Origin of the sequence: Teichococcus aerophilus, assembly GCF_014490485.1 — a bacterium.
GTDB classification, from domain to species: domain Bacteria; phylum Pseudomonadota; class Alphaproteobacteria; order Acetobacterales; family Acetobacteraceae; genus Pseudoroseomonas; species Pseudoroseomonas aerophila.
Genome location: NZ_JACTVA010000018.1, coordinates 67,507 through 89,625 on the forward strand (window position 1 = coordinate 67,507; position 22,119 = coordinate 89,625).

At 64.6% G+C, this 22,119-nt stretch carries 23 protein-coding genes and 1 tRNA gene; 14 read left to right on the forward strand and 10 right to left on the reverse strand.

Features of this window, described 5'->3' with window-relative positions; translation table 11 throughout:
* Window positions 1-464: 464 nt before the first annotated feature.
* The 6 genes from IBL26_RS11820 to IBL26_RS11845 form a co-directional block, all read right to left on the reverse strand.
* Window positions 465-3,035: a DUF927 domain-containing protein gene (locus IBL26_RS11820; RefSeq protein ID WP_187784685.1), complete on the reverse strand. Its 2,571-nt coding sequence runs from the start codon at window positions 3,033-3,035 to the stop codon at window positions 465-467.
* A 14-nt stretch (window positions 3,036-3,049) separates the two neighbouring features.
* Complete coding sequence (locus tag IBL26_RS11825) at window positions 3,050-3,373, reverse strand: hypothetical protein (RefSeq protein ID WP_187784686.1); 324 nt, start codon at window positions 3,371-3,373, stop codon at window positions 3,050-3,052.
* A 126-nt stretch (window positions 3,374-3,499) separates the two neighbouring features.
* Entirely contained in the window at window positions 3,500-3,682 is a 183-nt protein-coding gene (locus IBL26_RS11830; protein ID WP_187784687.1) for a hypothetical protein, read from the reverse strand.
* The gene (locus IBL26_RS11835; protein WP_206684209.1) at window positions 3,682-3,969 is read right to left on the reverse strand and encodes a hypothetical protein; all 288 of its coding nucleotides are present in this window, start codon (window positions 3,967-3,969) and stop codon (window positions 3,682-3,684) included. The genes IBL26_RS11830 and IBL26_RS11835 overlap by 1 nt, the downstream gene beginning before the upstream one ends.
* Window positions 3,970-4,047: 78 nt before the next feature.
* Window positions 4,048-4,512 carry a hypothetical protein gene (locus IBL26_RS11840; RefSeq protein ID WP_187784688.1) on the reverse strand — a complete coding sequence of 155 codons (465 nt, stop codon included), beginning with the start codon at window positions 4,510-4,512 and terminating at the stop codon, window positions 4,048-4,050.
* A gap of 223 nt (window positions 4,513-4,735) precedes the next feature.
* Window positions 4,736-5,137 (reverse strand): hypothetical protein, encoded by a 402-nt coding sequence (locus IBL26_RS11845; protein ID WP_187784689.1) that lies wholly within the window; start codon window positions 5,135-5,137, stop codon window positions 4,736-4,738.
* Between the two features lie 592 nt (window positions 5,138-5,729).
* Between IBL26_RS11845 and IBL26_RS11850 the strand changes: the two genes are divergently transcribed.
* Both IBL26_RS11850 and IBL26_RS11855 read left to right on the forward strand, forming a co-directional pair.
* Window positions 5,730-6,188, forward strand: coding sequence for a hypothetical protein (locus IBL26_RS11850; protein WP_187784690.1), 459 nt, complete (start codon window positions 5,730-5,732; stop codon window positions 6,186-6,188).
* Between the two features lie 179 nt (window positions 6,189-6,367).
* Window positions 6,368-7,873, forward strand: a complete 1,506-nt coding sequence (locus tag IBL26_RS11855) for an ApeA N-terminal domain 1-containing protein (RefSeq protein WP_187784691.1) — start codon at window positions 6,368-6,370, stop codon at window positions 7,871-7,873.
* Window positions 7,874-7,910: 37 nt separating this feature from the next.
* Here IBL26_RS11855 and IBL26_RS11860 read toward each other — a convergent pair whose 3' ends face one another.
* The 3 genes from IBL26_RS11860 to IBL26_RS11870 form a co-directional block, all read right to left on the reverse strand.
* Window positions 7,911-8,306 (reverse strand): PIN-like domain-containing protein, encoded by a 396-nt coding sequence (locus tag IBL26_RS11860; RefSeq protein WP_187784692.1) that lies wholly within the window; start codon window positions 8,304-8,306, stop codon window positions 7,911-7,913.
* Entirely contained in the window at window positions 8,303-9,010 is a 708-nt protein-coding gene (locus IBL26_RS11865) for a DUF433 domain-containing protein (protein WP_187784693.1), read from the reverse strand. The genes IBL26_RS11860 and IBL26_RS11865 overlap by 4 nt, the downstream gene beginning before the upstream one ends.
* A gap of 202 nt (window positions 9,011-9,212) precedes the next feature.
* On the reverse strand, window positions 9,213-10,475 hold the full coding sequence (locus IBL26_RS11870; protein WP_187784694.1) for a tyrosine-type recombinase/integrase: 1,263 nt from the start codon (window positions 10,473-10,475) through the stop codon (window positions 9,213-9,215).
* Window positions 10,476-10,614: 139 nt separating this feature from the next.
* Here IBL26_RS11870 and IBL26_RS11875 point away from each other — a divergent pair.
* The 4 genes from IBL26_RS11875 to IBL26_RS11890 all read left to right on the forward strand — a co-directional run bounded on the left by IBL26_RS11875 (window position 10,615) and on the right by IBL26_RS11890 (window position 12,200).
* Window positions 10,615-10,690, forward strand: a tRNA-Ser gene (locus IBL26_RS11875).
* A gap of 435 nt (window positions 10,691-11,125) precedes the next feature.
* Window positions 11,126-11,359 (forward strand): hypothetical protein, encoded by a 234-nt coding sequence (locus tag IBL26_RS11880; RefSeq protein ID WP_187784695.1) that lies wholly within the window; start codon window positions 11,126-11,128, stop codon window positions 11,357-11,359.
* 31 nt (window positions 11,360-11,390) lie between these two features.
* Window positions 11,391-11,717 carry a hypothetical protein gene (locus IBL26_RS11885; RefSeq protein WP_187784696.1) on the forward strand — a complete coding sequence of 109 codons (327 nt, stop codon included), beginning with the start codon at window positions 11,391-11,393 and terminating at the stop codon, window positions 11,715-11,717.
* A 168-nt stretch (window positions 11,718-11,885) separates the two neighbouring features.
* Window positions 11,886-12,200: a hypothetical protein gene (locus tag IBL26_RS11890; protein WP_187784697.1), complete on the forward strand. Its 315-nt coding sequence runs from the start codon at window positions 11,886-11,888 to the stop codon at window positions 12,198-12,200.
* Window positions 12,201-12,438: 238 nt separating this feature from the next.
* On the opposite strand, the gene fdhD is transcribed toward IBL26_RS11890, so the two are convergent.
* Window positions 12,439-13,266: a formate dehydrogenase accessory sulfurtransferase FdhD gene (gene fdhD / locus IBL26_RS11895; RefSeq protein WP_187784698.1), complete on the reverse strand. Its 828-nt coding sequence runs from the start codon at window positions 13,264-13,266 to the stop codon at window positions 12,439-12,441.
* Window positions 13,267-13,424: 158 nt separating this feature from the next.
* Between fdhD and IBL26_RS11900 the strand changes: the two genes are divergently transcribed.
* The 8 genes from IBL26_RS11900 to IBL26_RS11935 form a co-directional block, all read left to right on the forward strand.
* A complete protein-coding gene (locus IBL26_RS11900; protein WP_187784699.1) occupies window positions 13,425-15,710 on the forward strand; it encodes an FdhF/YdeP family oxidoreductase in 2,286 nt (761 codons plus the stop codon).
* A gap of 419 nt (window positions 15,711-16,129) precedes the next feature.
* Window positions 16,130-16,363, forward strand: coding sequence for a hypothetical protein (locus IBL26_RS11905; protein ID WP_187784700.1), 234 nt, complete (start codon window positions 16,130-16,132; stop codon window positions 16,361-16,363).
* Between the two features lie 359 nt (window positions 16,364-16,722).
* A complete protein-coding gene (locus IBL26_RS11910; protein ID WP_187784701.1) occupies window positions 16,723-17,451 on the forward strand; it encodes a GntR family transcriptional regulator in 729 nt (242 codons plus the stop codon).
* Window positions 17,452-17,457: 6 nt separating this feature from the next.
* Window positions 17,458-19,050 carry an ABC transporter substrate-binding protein gene (locus IBL26_RS11915; RefSeq protein ID WP_187784702.1) on the forward strand — a complete coding sequence of 531 codons (1,593 nt, stop codon included), beginning with the start codon at window positions 17,458-17,460 and terminating at the stop codon, window positions 19,048-19,050.
* Between the two features lie 66 nt (window positions 19,051-19,116).
* Window positions 19,117-20,127 (forward strand): ABC transporter permease, encoded by a 1,011-nt coding sequence (locus IBL26_RS11920; RefSeq protein ID WP_187784703.1) that lies wholly within the window; start codon window positions 19,117-19,119, stop codon window positions 20,125-20,127.
* Entirely contained in the window at window positions 20,124-21,011 is an 888-nt protein-coding gene (locus IBL26_RS11925) for an ABC transporter permease (RefSeq protein WP_187784704.1), read from the forward strand. Before IBL26_RS11920 ends, IBL26_RS11925 begins: the two co-directional genes overlap by 4 nt.
* Before the next feature lie 14 nt (window positions 21,012-21,025).
* Window positions 21,026-21,247 (forward strand): hypothetical protein, encoded by a 222-nt coding sequence (locus tag IBL26_RS11930; protein WP_187784705.1) that lies wholly within the window; start codon window positions 21,026-21,028, stop codon window positions 21,245-21,247.
* Window positions 21,244-22,119 (forward strand): ABC transporter ATP-binding protein (locus IBL26_RS11935; protein ID WP_187784706.1); only part of this gene is annotated, 876 nt, incomplete at its 3' end. The genes IBL26_RS11930 and IBL26_RS11935, both read left to right, overlap by 4 nt.

A 22,119-nucleotide genomic window follows, 5' to 3' on the forward strand; every position in this document is an offset into this window, starting at 1 on the left:
CGTCAGGTGCCAGATGGCCAGGCGGATGGCATGTCCAGCAGCACCAGCCTGAAGGGTCCACCGCCTCACGCCACCATCGGCCACCAGCTTGCTCATGCCGGCTACAGCATGCACACCATGCGCCTCGCGTTGGCACCGCCGCAGGATTTGCCCAGGATGGTGGGCGCTGGAGCCCAGCTGCCAAATAGCCGCTGATCAGGCGCCGATGCTTGCTTGTCGGAAGGCTGGCGGGAGGCTCGATCTGGATGGCTTCGCGTTCCGCCGCCTCCTCTTCTTGCACAGACACGCCGTTTTCGGGTGACACAGGTGGCACAGGTGGCACGGCCTCAAAGGAATGGCCGTTTTCTGCGGGTTTCGGCGCGATCAAGCCTGTGCCACCCTGGATTTTGATAGGTGGCACAGGTGGCACAGCGGGGGGCACACCCCGTCCGATCGAAGCTGCCAAGCTGGAGAACCGGCCGAGATCAGGCATCGCCCAAGATCCCGGCTGTCAGGTGATAATGGCGCACCGGATGGATGGAACCTGGCAGCCGCGCCCGGTCCTGAAGCTTACCATCACTGCCCGGCACCAGCAGGCCCTTCGCCTTCAAGGTGCGCGCCACCACCGTGGCATCCATGCCGGCGCAAACCTCCGCCTTCCAGGTTTCCGGTAGCACCAGATATTCTACCCCACCGTCTGCGCTCTTCCGGCGATAGCCAGCACGGTTGATGATCCGCTCATCCTGCGCGCTGACCAGCTTGCCTTCATCCTCCCACATGCGTTCGAAGCGAGAGGCGCCGTGCAGCTCGATAAATCTGCGAACCGCAGAGATGGCGTCGCGTTCCTCGGTACTCTCAAGGCCACCGCGCACTTCCAGCCACGCCGCGAAGCATTTTGCAGCTGCACGGATTGCCTCCCCAGGCTGCCAGGGCAGCACACCAAAGGCTGTAGCCATCTCACCTGCCGCAGCTGCCAGAGCGAACCGGCCCGCCACACGCTCAATCTGGCCGTCAGCACCCTTCGGGCAATGCTCTGCCAGGAACTCGCCGCGGAACTGCGCCACCGTCTGTGCAGCCGCATCTGGCGCGCGTGCCAGAGCTTCCAGGAAAATACGGGCTGCATGGCCATAGTGCTGCGTTGCCGCTGCCTTTAGGTGCCGCGCGAAAACCTCGGCGCTGACAAAGCCATGCAGGTTCTCGAACAGGCCTAGGCCGGCGCCAGCTTCAGCCGGGATATCTACCACACGCACCTGCTGTCCTGCTGCTGCACGACGGCCCTTCCCATCCTCAGCCAGCTTGTCAGCAATGCTGATCTCGCCACTCGACAGGAAAAGCGAGCGCCATTCCGCTGCGGCCCTTCCCTCGCCTCCGCGTCCAGCCCGCACTTTCCCCGCGCCGTTGGCGATCATATAGGCTGCGGCACCTGCGGCGGCCGGCGCAATCTGCGACAGCTCATCCAGGCACAGCAGTGTGTCGGAGTGGCTCGCAGCCACCGCCTCCAATCCGTTGTCGGTAGCCCGCCACTGCTTCACATAGCCCTTCAGCCCGCCGCCTCCCCAGGCAGAGCCGGCTACCACCAACGCGGTGGACTTGCCGGTGCTGGATGGGCCACGCAGGTGGAAGCCGCCGCTCTCTGCGCCGGTCCAGTGTAGCAGGGGCGCCGCGAAGGCAGCCGACAGAGCGAGCCCCAGGCGAGAGTTACCGGCCGCATAGCGTGCGACATCCTGCTGCCAGCCTTCCAGCGTGCCGCCGAGACGGAAGGCGTGATCCAGTGCGCCCGTCGTCTGCAGAATAACGGTCTCGCCGCCACCAGCGCCGATCGCACCATCGGGCAACACGAAGGCTCCACCGTGCCAGCCCACGCGGTTGACGCAGCGTGCCTTATGCTTCGGGCGGGCCGTGCTGATGTACTCGTGCAGAGCCTCACGGGCGAAGCGGCCAGGGGCGATCTCCAGCCCCATGGACAGCAGCCGCTCACGGTATGCTGTGCCATCGCCTGCCAGCATCGCCATGGGCATAGCCCATTCTTTGGCGGTCCTGTCGCGATCCACCACTACCAGCAGCCGGCCCCAGTCGCCGCCCTCGGCATCGCGCGTTTCTGCCGATACCTCCAAATGCGAGCAGAACCATTTCCACTCTACCGTGGTCTCACCGGTCTCCTTGTCGGTGCGCTCCACCTTCTTCTCGACACCACTGGCCACCAGGCGGAAGGGCCACTCTCGCCGCTTCTCAGCCTGCACCGCGACCGGCTTACCCTTCACCGCCTCTTCGATCTCGGCGCGAGCCGCAGCATTCAGGTAGGGCGGCAGGAACGCCGGATCATTGCGCAGTTCGGCCACAGTCTCGGCGGTCCAGCCTTCTGCCAGTGCGTCGGCAATGTCCCAGCCCTGCGGGATCTCGCCTTCACGCAGCACTTTCTTGCCACCCTGCCAGATCCAAGCGGCCAGTCGCTCGGGGTGCAGGTGTAGGATACGGGGTGCGCCTTCCGGCTCCCCCATACCAGCCTCGACCAGCAGGTCATGCACCTTGTCCCCAAAGTCCCGGCCGGCCTGGTCATGGTCGGTAGCGATCACCACCGTCCGGCCAGCCAGCACGCTCCAGTCAGTCTTGTGCGGCGACTTAGCGCCGTGCATCGGCGTGGTGGCCACCATGTCCGGAAACAGCAGGGCGGCGGCATCGGCCGACTTCTCGCCTTCCGCCACGATCACATAGGCTGCGAGATCGCGCAGGATCTCGGGCAAGCGATAGAGCGGGCGAGGATCGGGGATGCCCTTCGACCGCCAGCCGCGCTTACCATTGCCGAGATCACAGAACGTGATAGGCAGCACATCCTTGTCTGGTGCGCCATCCTCAGCCGTGAAGTCGAAGCGAGCTGTATAGCCAACCAGCGATCCATCGGCCGAGCGGTAAGGCCAAACCTTGCTCGGGCTACCATAGCGCGGATGCTGGAACGCCATGGGCGGCGCATCGGCTGGTACCGGGATGACCGGCGTCTTTTCTCTCTTTGGCGTCTCACCCACGGCCGCTACTTCCTGCGGCGTTAGGGGATCGAACATTCCATCTGCCACTGTCATTCAATCCCCAGCATGCGCGCGAGACCCCGCGCAGCATCGGCTTGGTTGGTGCTGGCCAGGAAGGCAGCCAGCGAAATCGGGTCGCCGCCCCTCTCGCCTGTTGCAAAATCGCCCCATGCGCCCGTGCGCATGTTCACGGAGAAGCTTCCAGCGTTGCGGTCAGCGCGCCGCGGATTGCGCGCCACCCATTCATGACCACGACGGTGTCCATCCGGCAGCCAGCGCGCCAGCAGAGCGGGCAGCGAAGAACGAGCTGCGGCGTTGATGGCAGCAAAATCGAGGCGTGGCGGTGATGAGACCGCGAAGGTGATCCTACCCATGCCAATCTCCCATCTCACGATGGCAGCAAAGGACTCGGCAGCTGCGGCAAGTTTGGCTACACGGCGAGTGTTCAGTGCGCCTATGCAGCCTTTTGCTGCTGCCTTCCCTCCCCTGCTATCCGTCCATCAGGTGTCCCGCCCAGGCGCTTCTCGGCGCCAGGCGATGAGGGTCTGCATCGATATGTCCTCCAGCGTCGTTGGTGTCTGCTCCGGCAGGTGCCAGGACGGGATCTCTTCCTCGGTCCAGCGGCGGCGGAAATGGCGATTGCAATCAGGGTCTGACTGCGCGGCGTAGCGGGCGACGTCCATTACGCCATCTCGCTTGTGCTGCTGCGCGGAGCACCCAACTTGCGCACGGCCCAATCATCCAGACCGTTCTCGCCGTCCTTCGGGTAGACCGGCGTGCGATTGATCTTCTGGAACACAGGGCCACCGCCATTGGTCGCCCACTTCGACAGCGTGGCCGGCGCCACCTCGATGCCGTGAATGAGCTTCAGATATTCGGCAGCCTCCCAGCGGCGAAGGCGCGGCTTGCGCAGGGTGGGCGGCAGGCAAAGTTCGGGCGGGCGCGCCTCGGCACGCGTTTCAGTCGTCATCTCGATTGTCCTCTTGCGTGCCCGGCTGCCTCTAAGAGAGTAGCCGGGCAAGGCCGACGGGCGGTGCGCTAGCCGGTGTCAGTCGTTCTCACCGACGATGGAGCGTTCTTCCTCGGTGTAGAACTCGATCAGCTTCCGCATCTTGCCAATCCGGAAGGTGGTCGCCTTCCGAATGTCAGTGCCGCTAAAGAGCTTGGTATCCCAATCAGAACTCGCCGGCACTTCATCTGCAGGGTAGGCGTGGCCGCCGGCCTTGTCGAAGTAGCTCTGGACGTAAGTGATGGCCGTTGCGTTCGGAGCGATCCGCGCGGCGTTCGCAACCTCGCAGGCCATCATGCCAGCCACGGACGCGTCAAAGCCGTCCTCCATCAGTTCGCGAAAGAGCCACAGGGCGATCATGTCGTCCGGATCGAACAGGCGTGCGCGCCCGGGAACAGTGCTAGGCGCACAGCCGAAGCGCCCCGCTGCCACGTGCTCGTTGAAGCGATCGCGATCAATACGAGCCACACGGCAGGCGGCGGCAGTGGTAAGCTTGATGGACATGGTTCCAACCTCTTGCGATTTCCAAGAGGTATTCCGACCTCTGGAAAATTGCAAGAGGTTTGTTCTCCTTTCTATCTCAACTCAGCCCGCACCCCCTCCAGGAGCCAGCGCGCCACCCGGAGCCGGGCCTCAATCCACCATTCGCGCAGGCCTAGAAGAGCGACCGGTGGAAGGTCGCCGTTGCGAAGGTAGGCCATGGCGCACTGGAGGCGGGTCGGGCGGATCATGCCGGCACCTCGCCGCCAGCGAGCATGGCTTCGTCGGACGTCAGGTAATTTCCGTCCAGGACGGCGAAGTCGAAGCCAGCGTGTCGGCCGATCACAGCCAGGGCGGGCACCACGTCGCTCAGCATGCGCGGCACGGCACGCACATCCAAATCATCATGCCAGGCGCACCGGCCATGAATGTCATCATGCAGAAGGATCAGTTGAGCCAGGGCGTCACCAAGGGTGACATGCGCAGCCGCCAGGGCGAGTGCTTCCAAGGCGAGAATGCGCTTCGTCATCGTCTCGGCGGCGATGGCGTGGGCCTCGCCGTCTTTGACCTTGCCAAGTCTTCTCAGGTTGGCCGCGGCCTCATCCAGGCGACCATGCTCGGCCCACATCTGGCATATGGCGGTCAGCAACGCGGCGGGCCCCGGCAAGCTGGAGGAGGTGACCGGTCTTCTCACCTTCCCCGCCATGGGTAGGGGGCCAGCCCCGGTCTTCACGACCGGTGGTCTTCTTCTGGACGCGGACGCAGGTGTGCTATGGGCGCGAGTAGCCATGGCCGGTTCTCCAAGCGAACGGGTTGTGGTCAGGCCGGGCGCAGTGCTCCAACACTGCGTTCGGCCGTATCTCCTTGCTCCAACAAGGCGACACGCATACAATTGCGCTACAAATCCGCTACGTCAAGCGGGATGTAGCGCAAAGGTAGTGCATGGCTCCCGCACCTGTTCCGACCAGCATGAGGCTGGCTCCAGAAATCAAGACGGCGCTGGAGAAGGCCGCAAAGGATGACGGCCGCTCAGTGTCATCCATGACGGATCGCATCCTACGGGCATGGCTGACGGAGAAGGGTTATCTAGAGGCCCAGCAGTGACCCCTGCTGACTTCGGAGCAATTAGCCAGGGCGTCGGTAGTCTTCTTCAAGGTGTCGCGACTTTAGGCGCTGCATTTGCGGCCTTCTATGGTTTCCGTACCTGGAGGCGGCAGCAGCTTGCTCTGCGAGCACAGCAGGTGGCGGAGGAGATCCTGGTGGCATCTCATGCCGCAAGGGAGGCTTTGAAGCAGGTCCGAGTTGCACTTGTGGAGGTCGAGACAGAGGATGAGGAAGGTAATCCACTCGACCATAATGCCGGATTTAGAAGGGCATACTCACGGCGGTTCAAAAGAAGCCAGAGCGCCTTTGACGACGCCCGGAAGTGCTCGCTACTGGCGGAAATACACTTTGGTGAGGCTGCCGCAGCACACGTCCGCGAAATTTCCGTGGTGGCTAACGAGGTCTGGGTAGCCGCCGAAATGCTCTACTGGCAGGATAGTAGCGGGTACGATCGTGAGTTTCGTCAGGAACTTAGGAGAACGCTTAGCGCCATGCCGTCTCAAAAGTACCCTGATAAGATTGCCTCGCGAGTTGAGGCTGCCATTCAGGGACTTACCAATGATCTTAAGCCCTATTTGCAGCTGACGCGGAAGTAGATCTGCTGATGAACATAGAGGACGGCAGAGAAGGAACGGGTCGCTATGGAAGCTGCAGGCACCGAGTTCATCCTGGAGAATTAGGGCAGGATGAGGCTGGAGAAAGCAGACAACATGGGCAGCCAGACTGCTTAGCGGCCACAGCCGTTAGGCCCTGTTAGCTCCTGATCCAATCGAGAGTGCAGCCAGTGGACCTCAAAAAATTCAAAGTAGAAAAGAACTTCTGCCTGATCACACTAGAGAGCGGGCGCAAGATCAGCGGCGAGTTTAAATTGGACGGCCTCGATAGCTATGTCGAGATGCACGACAGTTCGGAAATTCTTTCGGAAATAGAGACGCAAAGGAATTTCTTTGCGGTTTCCCGAGATGGAACAAGGATCTCGTTCCTTAACACTATTGTACGGAGCCGCCAGACACGTCACATAGGTGGCGAGAGGATCTACACTGTTAGTGCCTACCCCCACATAGTGGCGTTTGGTACAGAGCATATAACCTCAAGCACCAGCGTCAGCAGTCTGGGGTTTTTATTGAATGATGCTGAGGCAATCTACCATGATATAAATGCCTTCGGTACCGCGATCGATCCAAAGCGCCACATAGATGGGCTCCTGGCTCAGTATGCAGATAGTACGTCTCAGAAAATCGCTGCTGGCCCGCATCCTAAGATCTTCTTTTACAGCGGCAACTCGAACATTGTTTCGGCTGAAACTACGATGGGCACTATCACCGCCTCGCATCGTATTTCGTTTTCTTTGCCAGGCCCTGTAGGGTTTTCCCTCACAAGCGAGATCTACACGCAAGTAGACTTTCCCGGCCCTGTGCCGATTGATGCCTCAATGTTGAAGCTCTTCACGCTTCTTCGCTTTTTTGAGGTCGTCGCTGGCCGGCGCCAAAAGATCTTGGATATGTACGTCTTACTTGAAGGCGATCCATATCCAACTGAGATTTCTCTGTATCCATGCCAAGGCGTAGTCAAAGGCGACGCGCATGGTGCATCCCCTTCACCGCAGGATCTGCCAATAAATGGAGGGCTAGATCCGGTGAATTTCGGCAGTGTACTGTCAAATTGGCTTACCTTTGATGCCTCCCGTTCAGATGCTCGCTCGCAATTCTCGTCCGGATTTTCTCAGGGCAACCGCTACAACAATCAGCGTCTAGTGAACGCAGCAAACATGTTTGATATCCTACCTGCGGACGCGCTTCCTTCTGATGAGCCAATCGATCCGGAGTTGGTTGAAGCCCGAGATGCAGCAAAGAAACTCTTCAAGAAGCTTCCACCTTCTATAGAGCGCGATAGTGTCTTGGGCGCGCTTGGCCGTCTCGGACACAAAAATCTTAAGCAGAAGGTTAGGCACAGAGTAGAGATTGTGCAGCATGCCGCTGGCGCACATCTACCAGACCTCCACCTGGTAACCGATGAAGCAGTTAACTGCCGGAACCACTATGTTCATGGAACACCAGGAAAAATTGATTATTCGGGAGCTGCGGCACCGTGCCTTCCCTTCTTAACCGATACTCTTGAATTTGTCTTCGCAACTTCTGAGTTCATTGAAGCTGGCTGGGACTTCAAAGAATGGAGGCAACGGGGTACAACCATGGCACACCCTTGGGGGGCCTACGTAGTTGACTATCGAGATAGATTGCGGAGACTGAAGTCCTTCTTCCCTGTCATCACAAAAAAATAGAAGCCCGCCGCGGCAGAGCCGGGCGGGCCAAGTGAGGCTATTTTATTTGCTTGAGCTTTAAGCTACTCATCGAGAGCTCAAACATAGCTCCGCCCTGCACGATGCCAGCAGCGGTCTTGATACTCGGCCAAAGCGCCAGCAAGCGTTCAGCTTGCTTCACTACGGGTGACTTGAAAAGGCCGGGCGACATAAACATGCCAATGTGCTTGGAAGCCCGAAAAGCCGCTTGCTCTGCCTTATTCCGAGTAATCCGGCGATCGCCGGAGATGATAATCCATCTCCCTTCTCTGTCGAGAGCAGTGATCCAGTCTATGTCACTGATCGTTCTAGGGAACTTATCCCGCAGAGCCACGACCTCATGCTGTCCCTTGAACAACTCATTCAGCGCGCGCGCGATGACAGGCGAAAGGTTGTGGTCGAAGAAGACCTTCACGCTGCTTGCAGGAGTTGCTCATAGGCCAGCGCATCGCGCACAACGCCCAGCGGAACTTCATACAAAGCAGCGACCCTTTCCATTGAACCCTCTGCTTGCACAGCATCAGCCAGCACAATGGTTGGCACACCATGCCTAGCAGCGATCGGCTGGCCAAAAGCGCGCTCAGGATCGATGACAATGCTGGCCTTGTTTTTGAAGGGGCGCCACCGGCGCACGGCGTCGTCCTCGATATCTAGATCTTTAAACGTACGCTCAATTGCTCGCTTGATGACGTACTGCCGGCCTTTGAGGTCCAGCAGCGTCTCCTCCTCAGCGTGGACCGCGCTTTCCAGGAATATCGTGCGCCCATCCGTGCGGAACTTGCTTGTCGAGAAAGGATGGGTATCTGCGACGCACTCCCGAGCGTACTCGATACAGCGACGGACGGTCTGGAGAGCCAGCCCAGCCTGCAGAAAAGCATCTACAAAGCGCAGTTCGATTAGATCTCTGAAGCCGAGTTCGATATGCTTTTCTGAACGAGGGAGCTGGGGCGTCCACAGCGGCGGCAGTTCGCTTCGTTTCTCGCCTTGGCCATGGTGATAACCGCCAAGCCAGCGGTTGATGTTCCGAGCCGGCAGCTGGAGCAGACGCGCGGCATCCGGCACGGTGTAGAAACCGATCCCAAGCGGTGCGACTGATGCATCTGCGGCGCGAGCGTTCATGGCTCCCGCAGGCTACCTGCCCGCAGAATTCGTGACCAGAGCTCATTTTAGACTGCTAAGCGGTGTCGCTGTGCCAACTGTGCCACCGCTGTGCCACCTAGGTGGCACAGCGTGGAACGAGCCACAGGCCATTGATTTTTCTAATCTTATCTATTGCTGTGCCACCTGTGCCACGTCAAAACAGTAGTTCGCGTGAGACAATTCAGGCCTGCGGCTCCGAAGCCCGCGCCTTCCCCGCCATCTGCTTCCGGATTTCTTCAGCCACTCGGTCAGCCGCGGCAATTAACACCGCGTCGAGATGGTGGACGTACCGACCAGTGATGGTCCCAGAGGAATGGCCGATCATCGCAGCAATGGTCGGCTCGCTGTAACCGAGGTCTGCTGCGGTCGAGGCGAAGCTATGCCGCAGGGTGTGGAGGGTAATGCCAACCAGTCCCGCCTCCTTAGCCAGCCGCTCCCAGGCTCCCGGCAGGCCGCCATAGGGCTTCTGCGGATCACGGCCGGCTAAGATATAAATGTGATCGCTTTCCTGCGGCGCTGCTGCCCCCAGCAGGTCCAGCACAGCCTGGCCGACTGGGCGGACAGACGCGCCCTCCTTGCTGTCCTCCAGCCGGAGAGCATGGCCGGCGGTGTCCACCTCAGACCATCGAAGCTTCTGTACTTCACCCCGGCGGCATCCAGTCAGAGCCAATAGGCGGATGGCCAGGGCAGCGGCAGAGTTGCCGCCCTCCGCATCCCACTTGGCCAGTGCCTTTCCGAGTTCGGCGTATGTCTCCGGGGTAAGCCGGGCCTTCTTTCGGCTATCAGCCGGCCGCTTTACCCCATGAACAGGGTTTGCCTGGATCACGCCCTCTGAAACTGCGAAGGAGAGGATGCCGCCCAGCAGGCCCATTGTGCGGGTGGCAGCCCCCTTACCGCCTTCGACGATGGACTTGCCTCGCAACTTGGCCGTCTTAATCGTCCTGGCCGCCTTGCCGGCCGCCACATCCCGCATGAAACGGGTCACATCAGCCCGCGTCAGATCCGTGACCTTCCGATTGCCGATTAGCGGCACAATATGCGCTCCGATCCGGCTCCGATCGGACGCCAAGGTGCTCGCCTTCTTTGCCGCGCCTCGTTTGCCCAGGATCAGCCCCTTATCGGCCGCTTGCAGATAGCGCTCGCATAGTTCCTGTACCGTCAGGGTCTTCCGCCGAGTGGCACGCTCTTCTGCCGGATCCCCACCCCTGGCCACCTGTCCCAGCAGTGACATGGCTTCCTTGCGAGCCTCATCTGGGGTTAGCCGCCCATGCAGGCCGATGTTGGCCCGGCGGCTCCGGCCGGCGCTGCGGTACTGGACCAGATACCCCTTCCTGCCGGACGGATAGACCCGCAGGCCGAAGCCCGGCAGTTCGTCACACCATAGGAAATACTCGGCCGCCCGCGGCTCTGCGGCATCCACAATGCGTTTAGTGATCTTGGCCAAGGTGCGTTCTCCGCCTGTTTCCGGAAGCGCCACGGAAGCAGCCGGAAGCAAATCCGGGAGTTTCCGCGAAATGGCGCGGGCTTACCGAAGCGGAAAATATCACCTGTTTCCAGCGGCTTATCCATCCCAAGCCGCTCCGGGAAAACCCGGGCGAACCTTTATCTTCGACCCTCCGAAGGCAGAGGTCGAAGGTTCGAATCCTTTCGGGTCCGCCAGGTTCTCCTGACAGCATGATTCTCCGTCATAGACCTTCCCGTTCTCCGTGGAAGCGGGGCGGTTGGATGTCTTGGCGGCAGCACTGCTGGCCACTGGGGCGGAGAGTGCCAAGCGGCCATCCGCCCGCAAGCTGTCATCTGGCGCATCCCATCCGCATCATGGCCTTCGTAGGCTGGCATGTCCGCCACCAGCCCGACCCCCTACACTCTTCCGCATCGCCTGGAAGGCCGCCCTCCATCAGGGACGGATCGGCCGAGGCGTCCTGACAAGGAAGGAGTTGCCGGTGTTACTCGGCCAGGCGCTTGACTACATCGCCCAGCATCGGACGGGCGTCATCATCATGGTGGCGGTCCTGTTCGTGACCTTGTGGTACCGGAACCGTCGCTAACGCGCCCGGGCCGCAACCTGCCCCGCCAGAGAACCGGAGGATGGACATGGAGCGACAGCACCCCGCGCAAACCGTATCGGAGCCGGCCAAGACCCGGCCGCCCGCCCCGCTGCATCCGGAGGAGATGAATGCCAGGGTCGCCCTCACCCTGAGTGGCGGCAGCTCCTTCGTGGCGACGGCGCGGGCGACGCCGGCCGGGCTGGTGGCGGTCGGCGTACTGGTGTCCGCCATCCTGCTCTCCACCGCCGCCCTGGTCCGGGCAGCGAAGCGGCAGGTCTGATGGGCAAGCGGCGTCCTCCCGGGCCTGGCGGGTGAGGAACGCGCTTCGCTGCCTGGTCATCCTCGGCCTCGTGGCGCAGGGGCTGCTGGCCTATGCCTATCGGCAGGAGCTGGCCTGGATGCTCCGTGGGCAGGGTGGGCCACCGTCGCCGGTCGCGCTCCTGATGTTCCTCTCCCCCGCCATCCTGGGCCTCGGCGGCGCTGCCGCGGCCGGGGCGCTGCGCCGCCGTGGTTCCGGGTGGGCCTGGCTGGCAGCCCTGGTGCCGATGGCGTTCCTGGCCCTGGGCTGCGGCGGGGCGCTGTACTTCACCCTCTTCCCACCACCGATGCATGGCGGCAGCCAAGGGCTGCCGTTGTAATGCCAAAGCCGCGGCCGAAATCGGCCTCCCGGCATAGCGGTTCGGGCTTCGTGGCAGGCGGGGCTGGCCGCCACGCGCCGCATTGCCGAGGCCAGCCCGAATCCGATCGGTATCGTTAACAGATTTTTCTTGTTCTTGCTTTGTTCATGGTAGTAGAACGGGTGAGCCATGACCCGATCCTCCCCCTCCATCATCCAAATCGCACGGTCCGGCTCCCTGCTTTCCACCCCCCTGGAGCAGCTCGTCGGCCTCAGCGTGGTCGCCCATTGCGGTGACCCGGACTGCCCTGCACCCCGGCCCATCCCGGTGGCCGAGGTGCTGGCGAACCATCGCGGCTCCTGCGTCGAAGACGTGGCGGGGTCGTTCTACTGCACGGCGTGCAGCAGGAACGCCCGTGCCGTTTCTCTCCGTCAGGAATGCCGGGGCGGCGGCTGGATTCTGCAACCCGTGGTGACCCCCGCCTACCTGCCGGGACTGCAATAGGCTTTGTGATCATGGGCGGCGTCTGGCTCTGCCGCCCACTTCATCCCTGTCGTTAAGCCGGTGACCGATGCGCCATCCCCGCTGCCTTCAGCAGCCGGTCGCCCAAACGAAGCAAGGACCGCTGCATAGCTCCTAGCGCCCCCCTGACGGCCTAAGGCGCCAACGCAAAACTCGCAGAAAGAAAGATGGGGTCCGGGGAATTCCTTCCCCGGCCTTTCTTACACCAAGAAGCGCCTGGTCAGCTCAGCCGGCGGGCATGCTCCCCACGGAGCCGCCCCGCGCCGGTAAAGACCTCGTAGCGATTGCCGCGCACGCCGGCGATCAGGGTCAGGCCGCATTCCTCGGCCAGGCGGATCGCCGTGGCGGTGGGGGCGGAGACGGCCAGCAGGATGGCGGTGCCCAGTGCCGCCGTCTTCTGCACCATCTCCACCGACACGCGGCTGGTCAGCACCACCGCGCCGGCCTCGGGCGCGAGGGCCATGCGGGTCACCGCCCCCGCCAACTTATCGAGTGCGTTGTGCCGGCCGACATCCTCGCGCACCGCCAGCATGCCGGCCTCGCGGTGCCAGAAGCCGGCGGCGTGGGCGCAGTGGGTCGCGCGGTGCAGGGTCTGGCTCGCTTCCATGGCCGTCATGGCCCGGGCGATGTCCGGCACGGCGATGCTGGCGTCGGAGACGACGGGGCATACGCTGCGCATCGCCGCGTCCAGGCTCTCGATGCCGCAAAGTCCACATCCGACCGGGCCGGCCAGGCGCCGCCGGCGCTTGTGCAAGGCTTCCAGGCGGTGCTCGGCCAGATCCATCCGCAATTCCACGCCGTTGGGGTGCGGGACGATGTCCAGGCCCTGGATCTCGCTGGGGTGGCTGACGATGCCTTCGGTCAGGCTGAAGCCGTAGGCGAAGTCCTCCAGCGCCGCCGGCGTCGCCATCATCACCGCGTAGGTCGCGTGGTTATAGACGAAGGCGACGGGAACTTCCTCGGCCACCGCACGCATGTCGGGGCCGGGTTGCGCGCCGCCCTGCAGCAGCGGCACCAACTGGGCCGTATCCGTCAGCGTGTGCAGCATCTCCCGCCTCCTCGCCATGGCGATGCAGGGAGGACGCGGCAGAGCGGGTTTGGTTGCAGCGCCGCGCCAAGGCTGCTCCGCAACCCTTTTGGCCACAGCTCTGTTTTGGTCCTGACGAGGCGGCCGCATGGCCGAACCCCCGACGCAGGAGCGTGACCATGACCGATGACGTCGAACATGTGCCGTATGACGGGCCTTCCGGTGGCTGGGGTTCGGTCAAGTCGCTCAAGACCATCCTGCGGCGGGAAGGCCATTCGGTCAGCACCAGCCTGGCGCTGCGCAAGCAGAACAAGGACGACGGCTTCATGTGCGTCTCCTGCGCCTGGGCCAAGCCGAACCCGCCGCATCTGTTCGAGTTCTGCGAGAACGGCGCCAAGGCCACCGCCTGGGACCTGACGAGCGAGCGACTGGAGCCTGACTTCTTCGCCAGACATACCGTCACTGAACTGGAAAGCTGGAGCGACCATCAGCTGGAGCAGGGCGGCCGCCTGACCGAGCCGATGAAGTGGGACGCGGCGACGGACCGCTACCTGCCCCTGCCCTGGGACCAGGCCTTCGCGGAGATCGGTACCGCGTTGCGTGGCATGAAGCCGGATGAAGCGATCTTCTACGCCTCCGGCCGCGCCAGCAACGAAGCGTCCTACATGTACCAGCTGCTGGCACGCATGTACGGCACCAACAATCTGCCGGACTCGTCCAACATGTGCCACGAGAGCACCTCGGTGGCGCTGCCCAAGACCATCGGCGTACCGGTCGGGACGGTCACGCTGGATGATTTCGAGCATACCGACCTGATCCTGATCTTCGGCCAGAACACGGCGACGAACAGCCCGCGCATGTTGCACCAACTGGATGAGGCCAGCCGGCGCGGCGTGCCGATCATCACCATCAACCCGCTGCGCGAGAAGGGGCTGGAACGCTTCACCAACCCGCAGAACCCGGTGCAGATGCTGCTGTCACCCTCGACGCGGATCACCGCGCAATACTTCCAGCTGCGCCCGGGTGGCGACCTCGCGCTGCTGACCGGCCTGTGCAAGAGCCTGATCGAGGCGGAGGACAACGGCGCCACGGTGCTGGACCAGGCCTTCATCGCCCAGCACACCCATGGGTTCGAGGCTTTCGCGCGCGCCATGCGGGGGCATGACTGGAAGGAGATCGAACGCCACTCCGGTCTGACCCACGCGCAGGTCGAGGACATCGCGACCCTCTATACGCGGGCGAACAAGGTCATGGGCGTCTACGGCATGGGGCTCACGCAGCACCGCGCCGGCGTCGACAACGTGCAGATGCTGGCGGCGCTGCTGTTCCTGCGCGGCAATATCGGCAAGCAGGGCGCCGGCATCTGCCCCGTGCGCGGCCATTCCAACGTGCAGGGCCAGCGCGCCGTCTGGATCACCGAGAAGCCGGAGCTCGCACCGCTGGACAAGCTGGGCGAGATGTACGGCTTCAGCCCACCGCGTACGAAGGGCACCGACGTGGTCGATGCCGCCGGCAAGGTCATCAAGGGCCAGGCCAAGGCAGTCATCCAGCTCGGCGGCAACCTCGTCCGCTCCCTGCCCGAGCACCGGCTGCTGGAGCCCGCCTGGCGCAAGCTGCCGCTGACGGTGATGATCACCACCAAGCTCAACCGCAGCCACCTGATCCATGGCCGCGCCGCCTACCTGCTGCCCTGCCTCAGCCGCATCGAGATCGACCGCCAGGCCACCGGGCCGCAGGTGGTCTCGATGGAGGACAGCACCTCCTTCATCCACCCTTCGCACGGGATGCGGGAGCCGGCCAGCGAGCACCTGCTGTCGGAGCCCGCCATCATCGCCGGCATCGCCAAGGCCACCCTGCCATCCAACCCGAAGCCGGACTGGGATGCCTGGGTGGGCAATTACGAGCTGGTGCGGGAGGCGATCGCTGAGACCTTCCCCAAATGGTACAAGGACTACAACCAGCGCATGCGCCAGCCTGGTGGCTTCCACCGTGCCAACCCGGCACGGGAACGCATCTGGGAAACCAAGACTGGCAAGGCCAACTTCCTGCCGCCCAAGAGCCTGGACGCCAACAAAGACACGCCGGTCGAAGGCTTCGGCACCTTCGCGCTGATGACCATCCGCAGCAACGACCAGTTCAACACCACAATCTACGGCTACGACGACCGCTTCCGCGGCATCAACGGCAGCCGCGAGGTGGTGATGATGAACGAGCGGGACATGGCCCGCCTGGCCCTGGCGCCCGAGCAGCGCGTCTCCCTGATCACCGTCGCCGATGACGGCGTGCACCGGGAAGTCGGGAACCTCCAGGTCGTGCCGTTCGACATCCCGGAAGGCGCCCTGGCGGCCTACTACCCGGAATGCAACCCGCTGCTGCCACTCTGGCACCACGCGGAGGAAAGCCACGTGCCGGCGGCCAAGACCATTCCCGTCAAGGTTCGCCGGATGTCACCAGCGGCGCCATAGAGTTTGGGTTAGGTTGGGAGAAGGTCGGGGAAAGAATTCCCCGGACCCCTTCTTTCTTTTCTCCAGTTTCTGCTGTCGTGGCTGTTGGAGGGTCGGTCTTGAAGGATGACTGGGTGCGCGGGAGGTCTTGGACCTCCGGCTGAGGGTTCAGCCCGCGTGGCCAACGCTATAATCAGGAACGGGTCCGGCTTCAGTCCTGCAGAGTGTTGCCAAACTCGTGGAAAAAAGAGGGGCTGGGGAATTCTTTCCCCAGCCCCTCTCCCTACCCACCGAGCCACTCACCATGCGTAATTAGGGCAGGCCTGGGCTTGGAAGTGGGGTATGCTTTGCCCACATCCGGCCTGCCCAAGGCCACGCTCAGGAAGGCGTATGCTCCTCTTGTCTCGTTCACGCTGCCCGCATTCCGTTGGCGCCTGTTGATGGCGCCTCGGCTCTGGTCCCTCGGTGTGTTCCTGGTTGCCATCGGCATCGCCGCGCATGTGGTGGGGTGGGAGACGCTGTTGTGGATTCCCCGTACGGTGATGGATTGGCTGGCCTGGATCCCGGCCGAGATCATCGGTGCCGTCCGCGCATCCCCGGCCACGACGGGGCTGATCCTGCTGGGCGTCGTGTGCATGGTGGTGGCGCGGGTGATGATGCGTCGGCGCGGCTAGGCGCCAGGGCACGGGCCGGGTCCGCCGCCAGGCCGAGATCGGCACTGAGCGTCGCGTGGCCATCCATTAAAAGCCAGCTTGCCGCGCCCGCCTTTGGGCGGAACAGCGGCAACCGGCCCGAAGATGCTTTTCCATACGGCATATCAGGCCTCTATCGCCCGACCCCTACCCGCCCCTTCTGGTGTCGTCAGGGGCGTCCGCTCCCAATCCAGAAGCGTCACGCCAACTCGCAGAAAAGAAAGAAGGGGTCCGGGGAATTCTTTCCCTGGCCTTCCTCCCACCAACCCGCTGGCACGCGGCTTGCAGACCGCCCTTGTATGCAAGCCTGCCACCCCATCCCGCCGGAGACGACGCGCCCGATGTCCGGGGACATCGACCAGCGCATCATGGATGCCGTGCTGGCCGGCCGCCTGTTGCCTGGCAGCCGCCTGGGCGAGCAGCAACTGGCCAGCCTGTTTGAGGTGTCCCGCACCCTGGTACGGGAAGCACTGATCCGGCTGGCGGTACGGCGCATCGTGCGGGTCAGCGCCCGGCGCGGCTGGTTCGTCGCCGAGCCATCCCTGGCCGAGGCGCGGGAGACGCTGGAGGCGCGTTGCGCACTGGAATACGGCATGCTGGCGGTGGCCGCGCCGCCCGGCCCGGCCGGCATGGCGCGGCTGCGCGGCCATTTGCGGCATGAGCAGCGGCTGCTGGCGGCGGGCAGCGCGGCGGAGCGCAGTGTCCAGCTCGGCAACTTTCATGTGCATCTGGCTGAAGTTCTGGGCAATGCGGTGGCAGCCGAGATGCTGCGCGACCTCACCGCCCGTACCATGCTGATCGCCGCCCTGTACCAGACGCCGCGCGATGCCGCGGCCTCGGCGCAGGAGCATGTGCAGATCGTGGAGGCGCTGGCGGCGGGGCGGATGCTGCAGGCGGCGGCGATCATGCGGGACCACCTGCGCCACGTCGCCCTCATGCTGCAGCCGGTGCCGGCGCCGGACCCGCTGGCGGCGCTGCGCCACGCCCTGGTCCCTGGCGGCACCGCTTCCTTCCCCGCGCCACGCCCTGGCGCCGGCCGAAACCACATGTCCTTCACCGAGCAGGAGTAGACCGTCATGCACCGCCGCAGTCTCCTGGCCAGTGCCCTGGCCGCGCCTTTCGTGCCCAAGCTCGCCGCCGCGCAGACAGCCGCGCCCAGCCGGCGGGAGACGCTGCTGCTGGTGCAGGAATACGGCCCCAACAGCCTGGACATGCAGGGCATCGGCTCGGCGCAGCCGGTCAACGGCGTCTCGGTCAATTGCTACGACCGGCTGCTGCGCTTCAAGCCGGTGCCGCTGCCGGGCGGCGACGGCAGCACCTTCAAGATCGACCAGCTGGAAGGCGAGCTGGCGGAAAGCTGGCAGGTGGCCAGCGACGGCATGAGCGCGACCTTCCGCCTGCGCGAGGCGAAGTTCCACAGCGGCCGCGCGGTCAGCGCGAAGGACGTGAAGTGGTCGCTGGACCGCGCCGTCAGCATCGGCGGCTTCGCGACGACGCAGATGGCGGCGGGATCGCTGGAGAAGGCCGAGCAGTTCGTCGCGGTGGACGACCGTACCTTCCGCATCGACTTCCTGCGCCGCGACAAGATGACGCTGCCGAACCTGGCCGTCACCATCCCCTTCGTGTTCGACAGCGAGCTGGCGCAGCGCAACGGCGGCGGCGACCCCTGGGCGAAGGAGTGGCTGAAGAACAACGTCGCCGGCTCCGGCGCCTTCCGTGTGGAAAGCTGGAAGCCGGGCGTCGAGACCATCTATGTCCGCAACGACGACTGGACCTCCGGCACGCTGCCGACGCTGCGCCGGGTGATCACGCGCGACATCCCCTCCCCCAGCACGCGGCGCGCGCTGATCGAGCGCGGGGATGCCGACATCTCCTACGGCCTGCCGCCGAAGGACTTCAAGGACCTGATCGAGGCCGGCAAGGTCAAGGTGGTCGGCGTGCCGGTGCCGAACGCGCTGTGGACCGTGGCGCTGAACGCCGCGACCGGCCCGTTCACCGATGTGCGGCTGCGCCAGGCGGTGGCCTGGGCGATGCCGTATGAGAAGATCATGCAGGCCTCGCTGTTCGGCCGCGGCGTGCCGATGTGGGGCGCGACCGGCGAGGCCACCACCGCCTGGCCGCAGCCCTACCCCTACAACACCGACATCGCCCGCGCCCGCGCGCTGGTGCAGCAGGCGGCCCCGGGCGGCGTGACCACCACGCTGATCTTCGATGCCGGCGCCGCCACCATCGCCGAGCCAATGGCCGTGCTGATCAAAGAGGCGCTGGCGCCGATCGGCATCACCGTCGAATTGCAGAAGATCCCGGGCGCCAACTTCCGTGGCGAGCTGAACAAGAAGACGGCGCCGATGGCCATCAACCGCTTCGGCGGCTGGCTGGACTATCCGGACTACTATTTCTTCTGGAACTATCACGGCAACAACTCGATCTTTAACATCTCCTCCTACCAGAACCCGGAGATGGACAAGCTGATCGACGCCGCCCGCTTCACCGCCGACCCGGCGGAATACAAGCGGGACGTGGAAGCCTTCGTCAGCATGGCGATGCGGGAGGTGCCGGCCATCCCGCTGGCGCAGCCGCTGCACGACGTGGCGATGCAGAAGAACATCGGCGGCTACCAGTTCCTGCCGAGCCGCGAGCCCGACTTCCGCAGCCTGACCAAGGGCTGACGCGCCCGGCGGCGCCCGATGCCGGGCGCCGCCGCTGTCCCGTTCCGGCTTGGGGAGACCATGGCCATGCGTACCGTCCTGCTGCGGCTGTTGGGCGCCCTGCCGGCGCTGGCCGGGGTCATCCTCGTGACCTTCCTGCTGACCCGGGTGCTACCCGGGGATACCGCCAGCTATTTCGCCGGCCCCACCGCCAGCGCCGAGAGCATCGCGCAGATCCGCGCCGAGCTGGGGCTGGACCGGCCGCTGCCGGAGCAGTTCTTCCGCTACGTCACGGCGCTGGCGCAGGGCCACCTCGGCATGTCGCTGACCACCGGGCAGCCGGTGCTGGCGGACCTCACGGCACGGCTGCCGGCCAGCGTGGAGCTGACGCTGGCGGCGCTGCTGCTGGCCATGGGCATCGCCATCCCGCTCGGCATCCTCGCCGCCGTGAAGCAGGGCAGCTGGGCGGACCATCTCTGCCGCATCGTGGTCACAGCCGGGGTCAGCCTGCCGGTCTTCTTCACCGGCCTGCTACTCGTCTACGTGTTCTACTTCATCCTCGGCTGGTCCCCGGCGCCGCTGGGCCGGCTGGACGCATTTGCCAGCGCGCCACCGACCGTGACGGGCCTCTATCTGGTGGACAGCCTGCTGGCGGGGGATATGGAAACCTTCCGCGCCTCGCTGGCACAGATGGCGCTGCCGGTGGCCACGCTGGGGCTGTTCGCGCTGGCGCCGATCGCCCGCATCAGCCGCGGCAGCATGCTGGCGGTGCTTTCGGCGGACTTCGTGCGCACGGCGCGCGCCAGTGGCCTCTCGCCCCGCTACGTCATCCTCACCTATGCCTTCCGCAACGCCATGCTGCCGGTGCTGACAACGCTCGGCATGGTGTTCTCCTTCCTGCTCGGCGCCAACGTGCTGGTGGAGAAGGTCTTCGCCTGGCCCGGCGTCGGCTCCTACGCGGTGGAGGCGCTGATCGCCTCGGACTTCGCGCCGGTGCAAGGCTTCGTGTTGACGATGGCCATCCTCTACGTGCTGCTCAACCTGGCGATCGACCTGCTCTACGGGCTGGTCGACCCGCGCGCGAGGATGGACGCATGAGCGCGGCCCAGACCACCACCGCCACTCGTCCGCGCGAAGCCGGCGCGGCGTGGCGCCACGCCCGCCACGTCGTCACCGGCAACCCGGTCACTGCGCTGGCCTTCGCGCTGTTCTTCCTGCTGCTGCTGTGCGCCGCGCTGGGCCCGTTCCTCGTGCCCTACGACCCGCTGGCCAGCGACACGGCCAACGCGCTGCAGGCGCCCTCGTGGGCGCACCCCTTCGGTACCGACCAGCTGGGGCGGGACATCCTCAGCCGCGTCGTCGTCGCCACGCGGCTGGACATGGCGGTGGCCATCGCCTCCGTCGTGCTGGTCTTCGCGCTGGGCGGGCTGGCGGGCGTCGCCGCCGGGTATTTCGGCGGCTGGACGGACCGCGTGGTCGGCCGCATCGCCGATACCATCATGGCCTTTCCGCTGTTCGTGCTGGCCATGGGCATCGTCGCCGCGCTGGGCAACACCGTCACCAACATCGTCATCGCGACGGCCATCGTGAACTTCCCGCTTTATGCCCGGCTGGCGCGGGCGGAGGCGCGGGTGCGGCGGGAGGCCGGCTTCGTGCAGGCGGCGCGGCTGACCGGCAACGGCGAGTGGCGCATCCTACTGACGCAGATCCTGCCCAACATCCTGCCGATCATGGCGGTGCAGGTCTCGCTGACCATGGGCTACGCCATCCTCAACGCGGCGGGCCTGTCCTTCATCGGGCTCGGCGTGCGGCCGCCGATGCCGGAATGGGGCATCATGGTCGCGGAGGGGGCCAGCTTCATCGTTTCCGGCGAATGGTGGGTGGCGCTGTTCCCGGGCCTCGCGCTGATGCTGGCGGTGTTCTGCTTCAACCTGCTGGGCGACGGGCTGCGCGACATCGTCGACCCGCAGCGGCGCGGCTGAGGACCGGTCCGGGAATGGTCCGACATGGCAGAACAGGACGGCAGGATTCTTCTTTTTCTGAAGAAAAAGAAGCAAAAAGACTTTGCCTGATTGCCGTCGCGCCGGCCGGGCAGCGCGCCGCCAAACTGACAAAAGTTTCTTGGTTCTTTTTTCCAAAAAAGAACGCTTCCCCTGCTTGGCCTGACGTCGCGGCAGCGCTTGCCGGCATCCTTGAACGGGCCCTGATCGTAGCATGAACATCACCCACGACACCCCCCGCGTGCCGCTGCTGGACGTGCGGGACCTGACGGTGGAATTCGCCACGCGCGCCGGCCCGGTGCAGGCGGTGCGCCAGGTCTCGCTGCAATTGATGAAGGGCGAGACGGTCGGCATCGTCGGCGAGTCCGGCTCCGGCAAGTCCGTCACCTCCTATGCCGTCATGCGCATCCTCGACCGCGCCGGGCGTATCGCGGAGGGCAGCATCGTGTTTTCCGGCATGCCGTTGCAAGCGGCGCCGGAGGGCGCGATGCGCGACCTGCGCGGGCGGGAGATCTCGATGATCTTCCAGAACCCGCGCGCGGCGCTGAACCCGATCCGCAGCGTCGGCCGGCAGATCGAGGACGTGATGCTGCGCCACGGCCAGGCGACGCGGCAGACCGCCCGCGCCCGCGCGATCGAGATGCTGGAGCAGGTGCGCATCGCCCGCGCCGCCGAGCGCTACGATGCCTATCCGTTCGAGCTGTCAGGCGGCATGTGCCAGCGCATCGTCATCGCGCTGGCCCTCGCCTGCCGGCCGCAATTGCTGATCGCCGACGAGCCGACCACGGGCCTTGACGTCACCACCCAGAAGACGGTGATGGAGCTGGTGACGGAGCTGACGCGGGCGCGCGGCATGTCGACGCTGCTGATCACCCACGACCTCGGCCTCGCCGCCGCCTATTGCGACCGGGTGGTGGTCATGCAGCAGGGCCGGGTGGTGGAGGACGCCGCTTCCGCCCGCATCTTCCGCGCCCCCGAACATCCCTATACCCGCCGCCTGCTGCGGGCCACGCCCCGCCCCGGCGCCGGGCTGCGGGACCTGCTGCCGGAGGGCGCGCCGGCCGGCGAACCGGTGCGCCCGCCGCCGCCG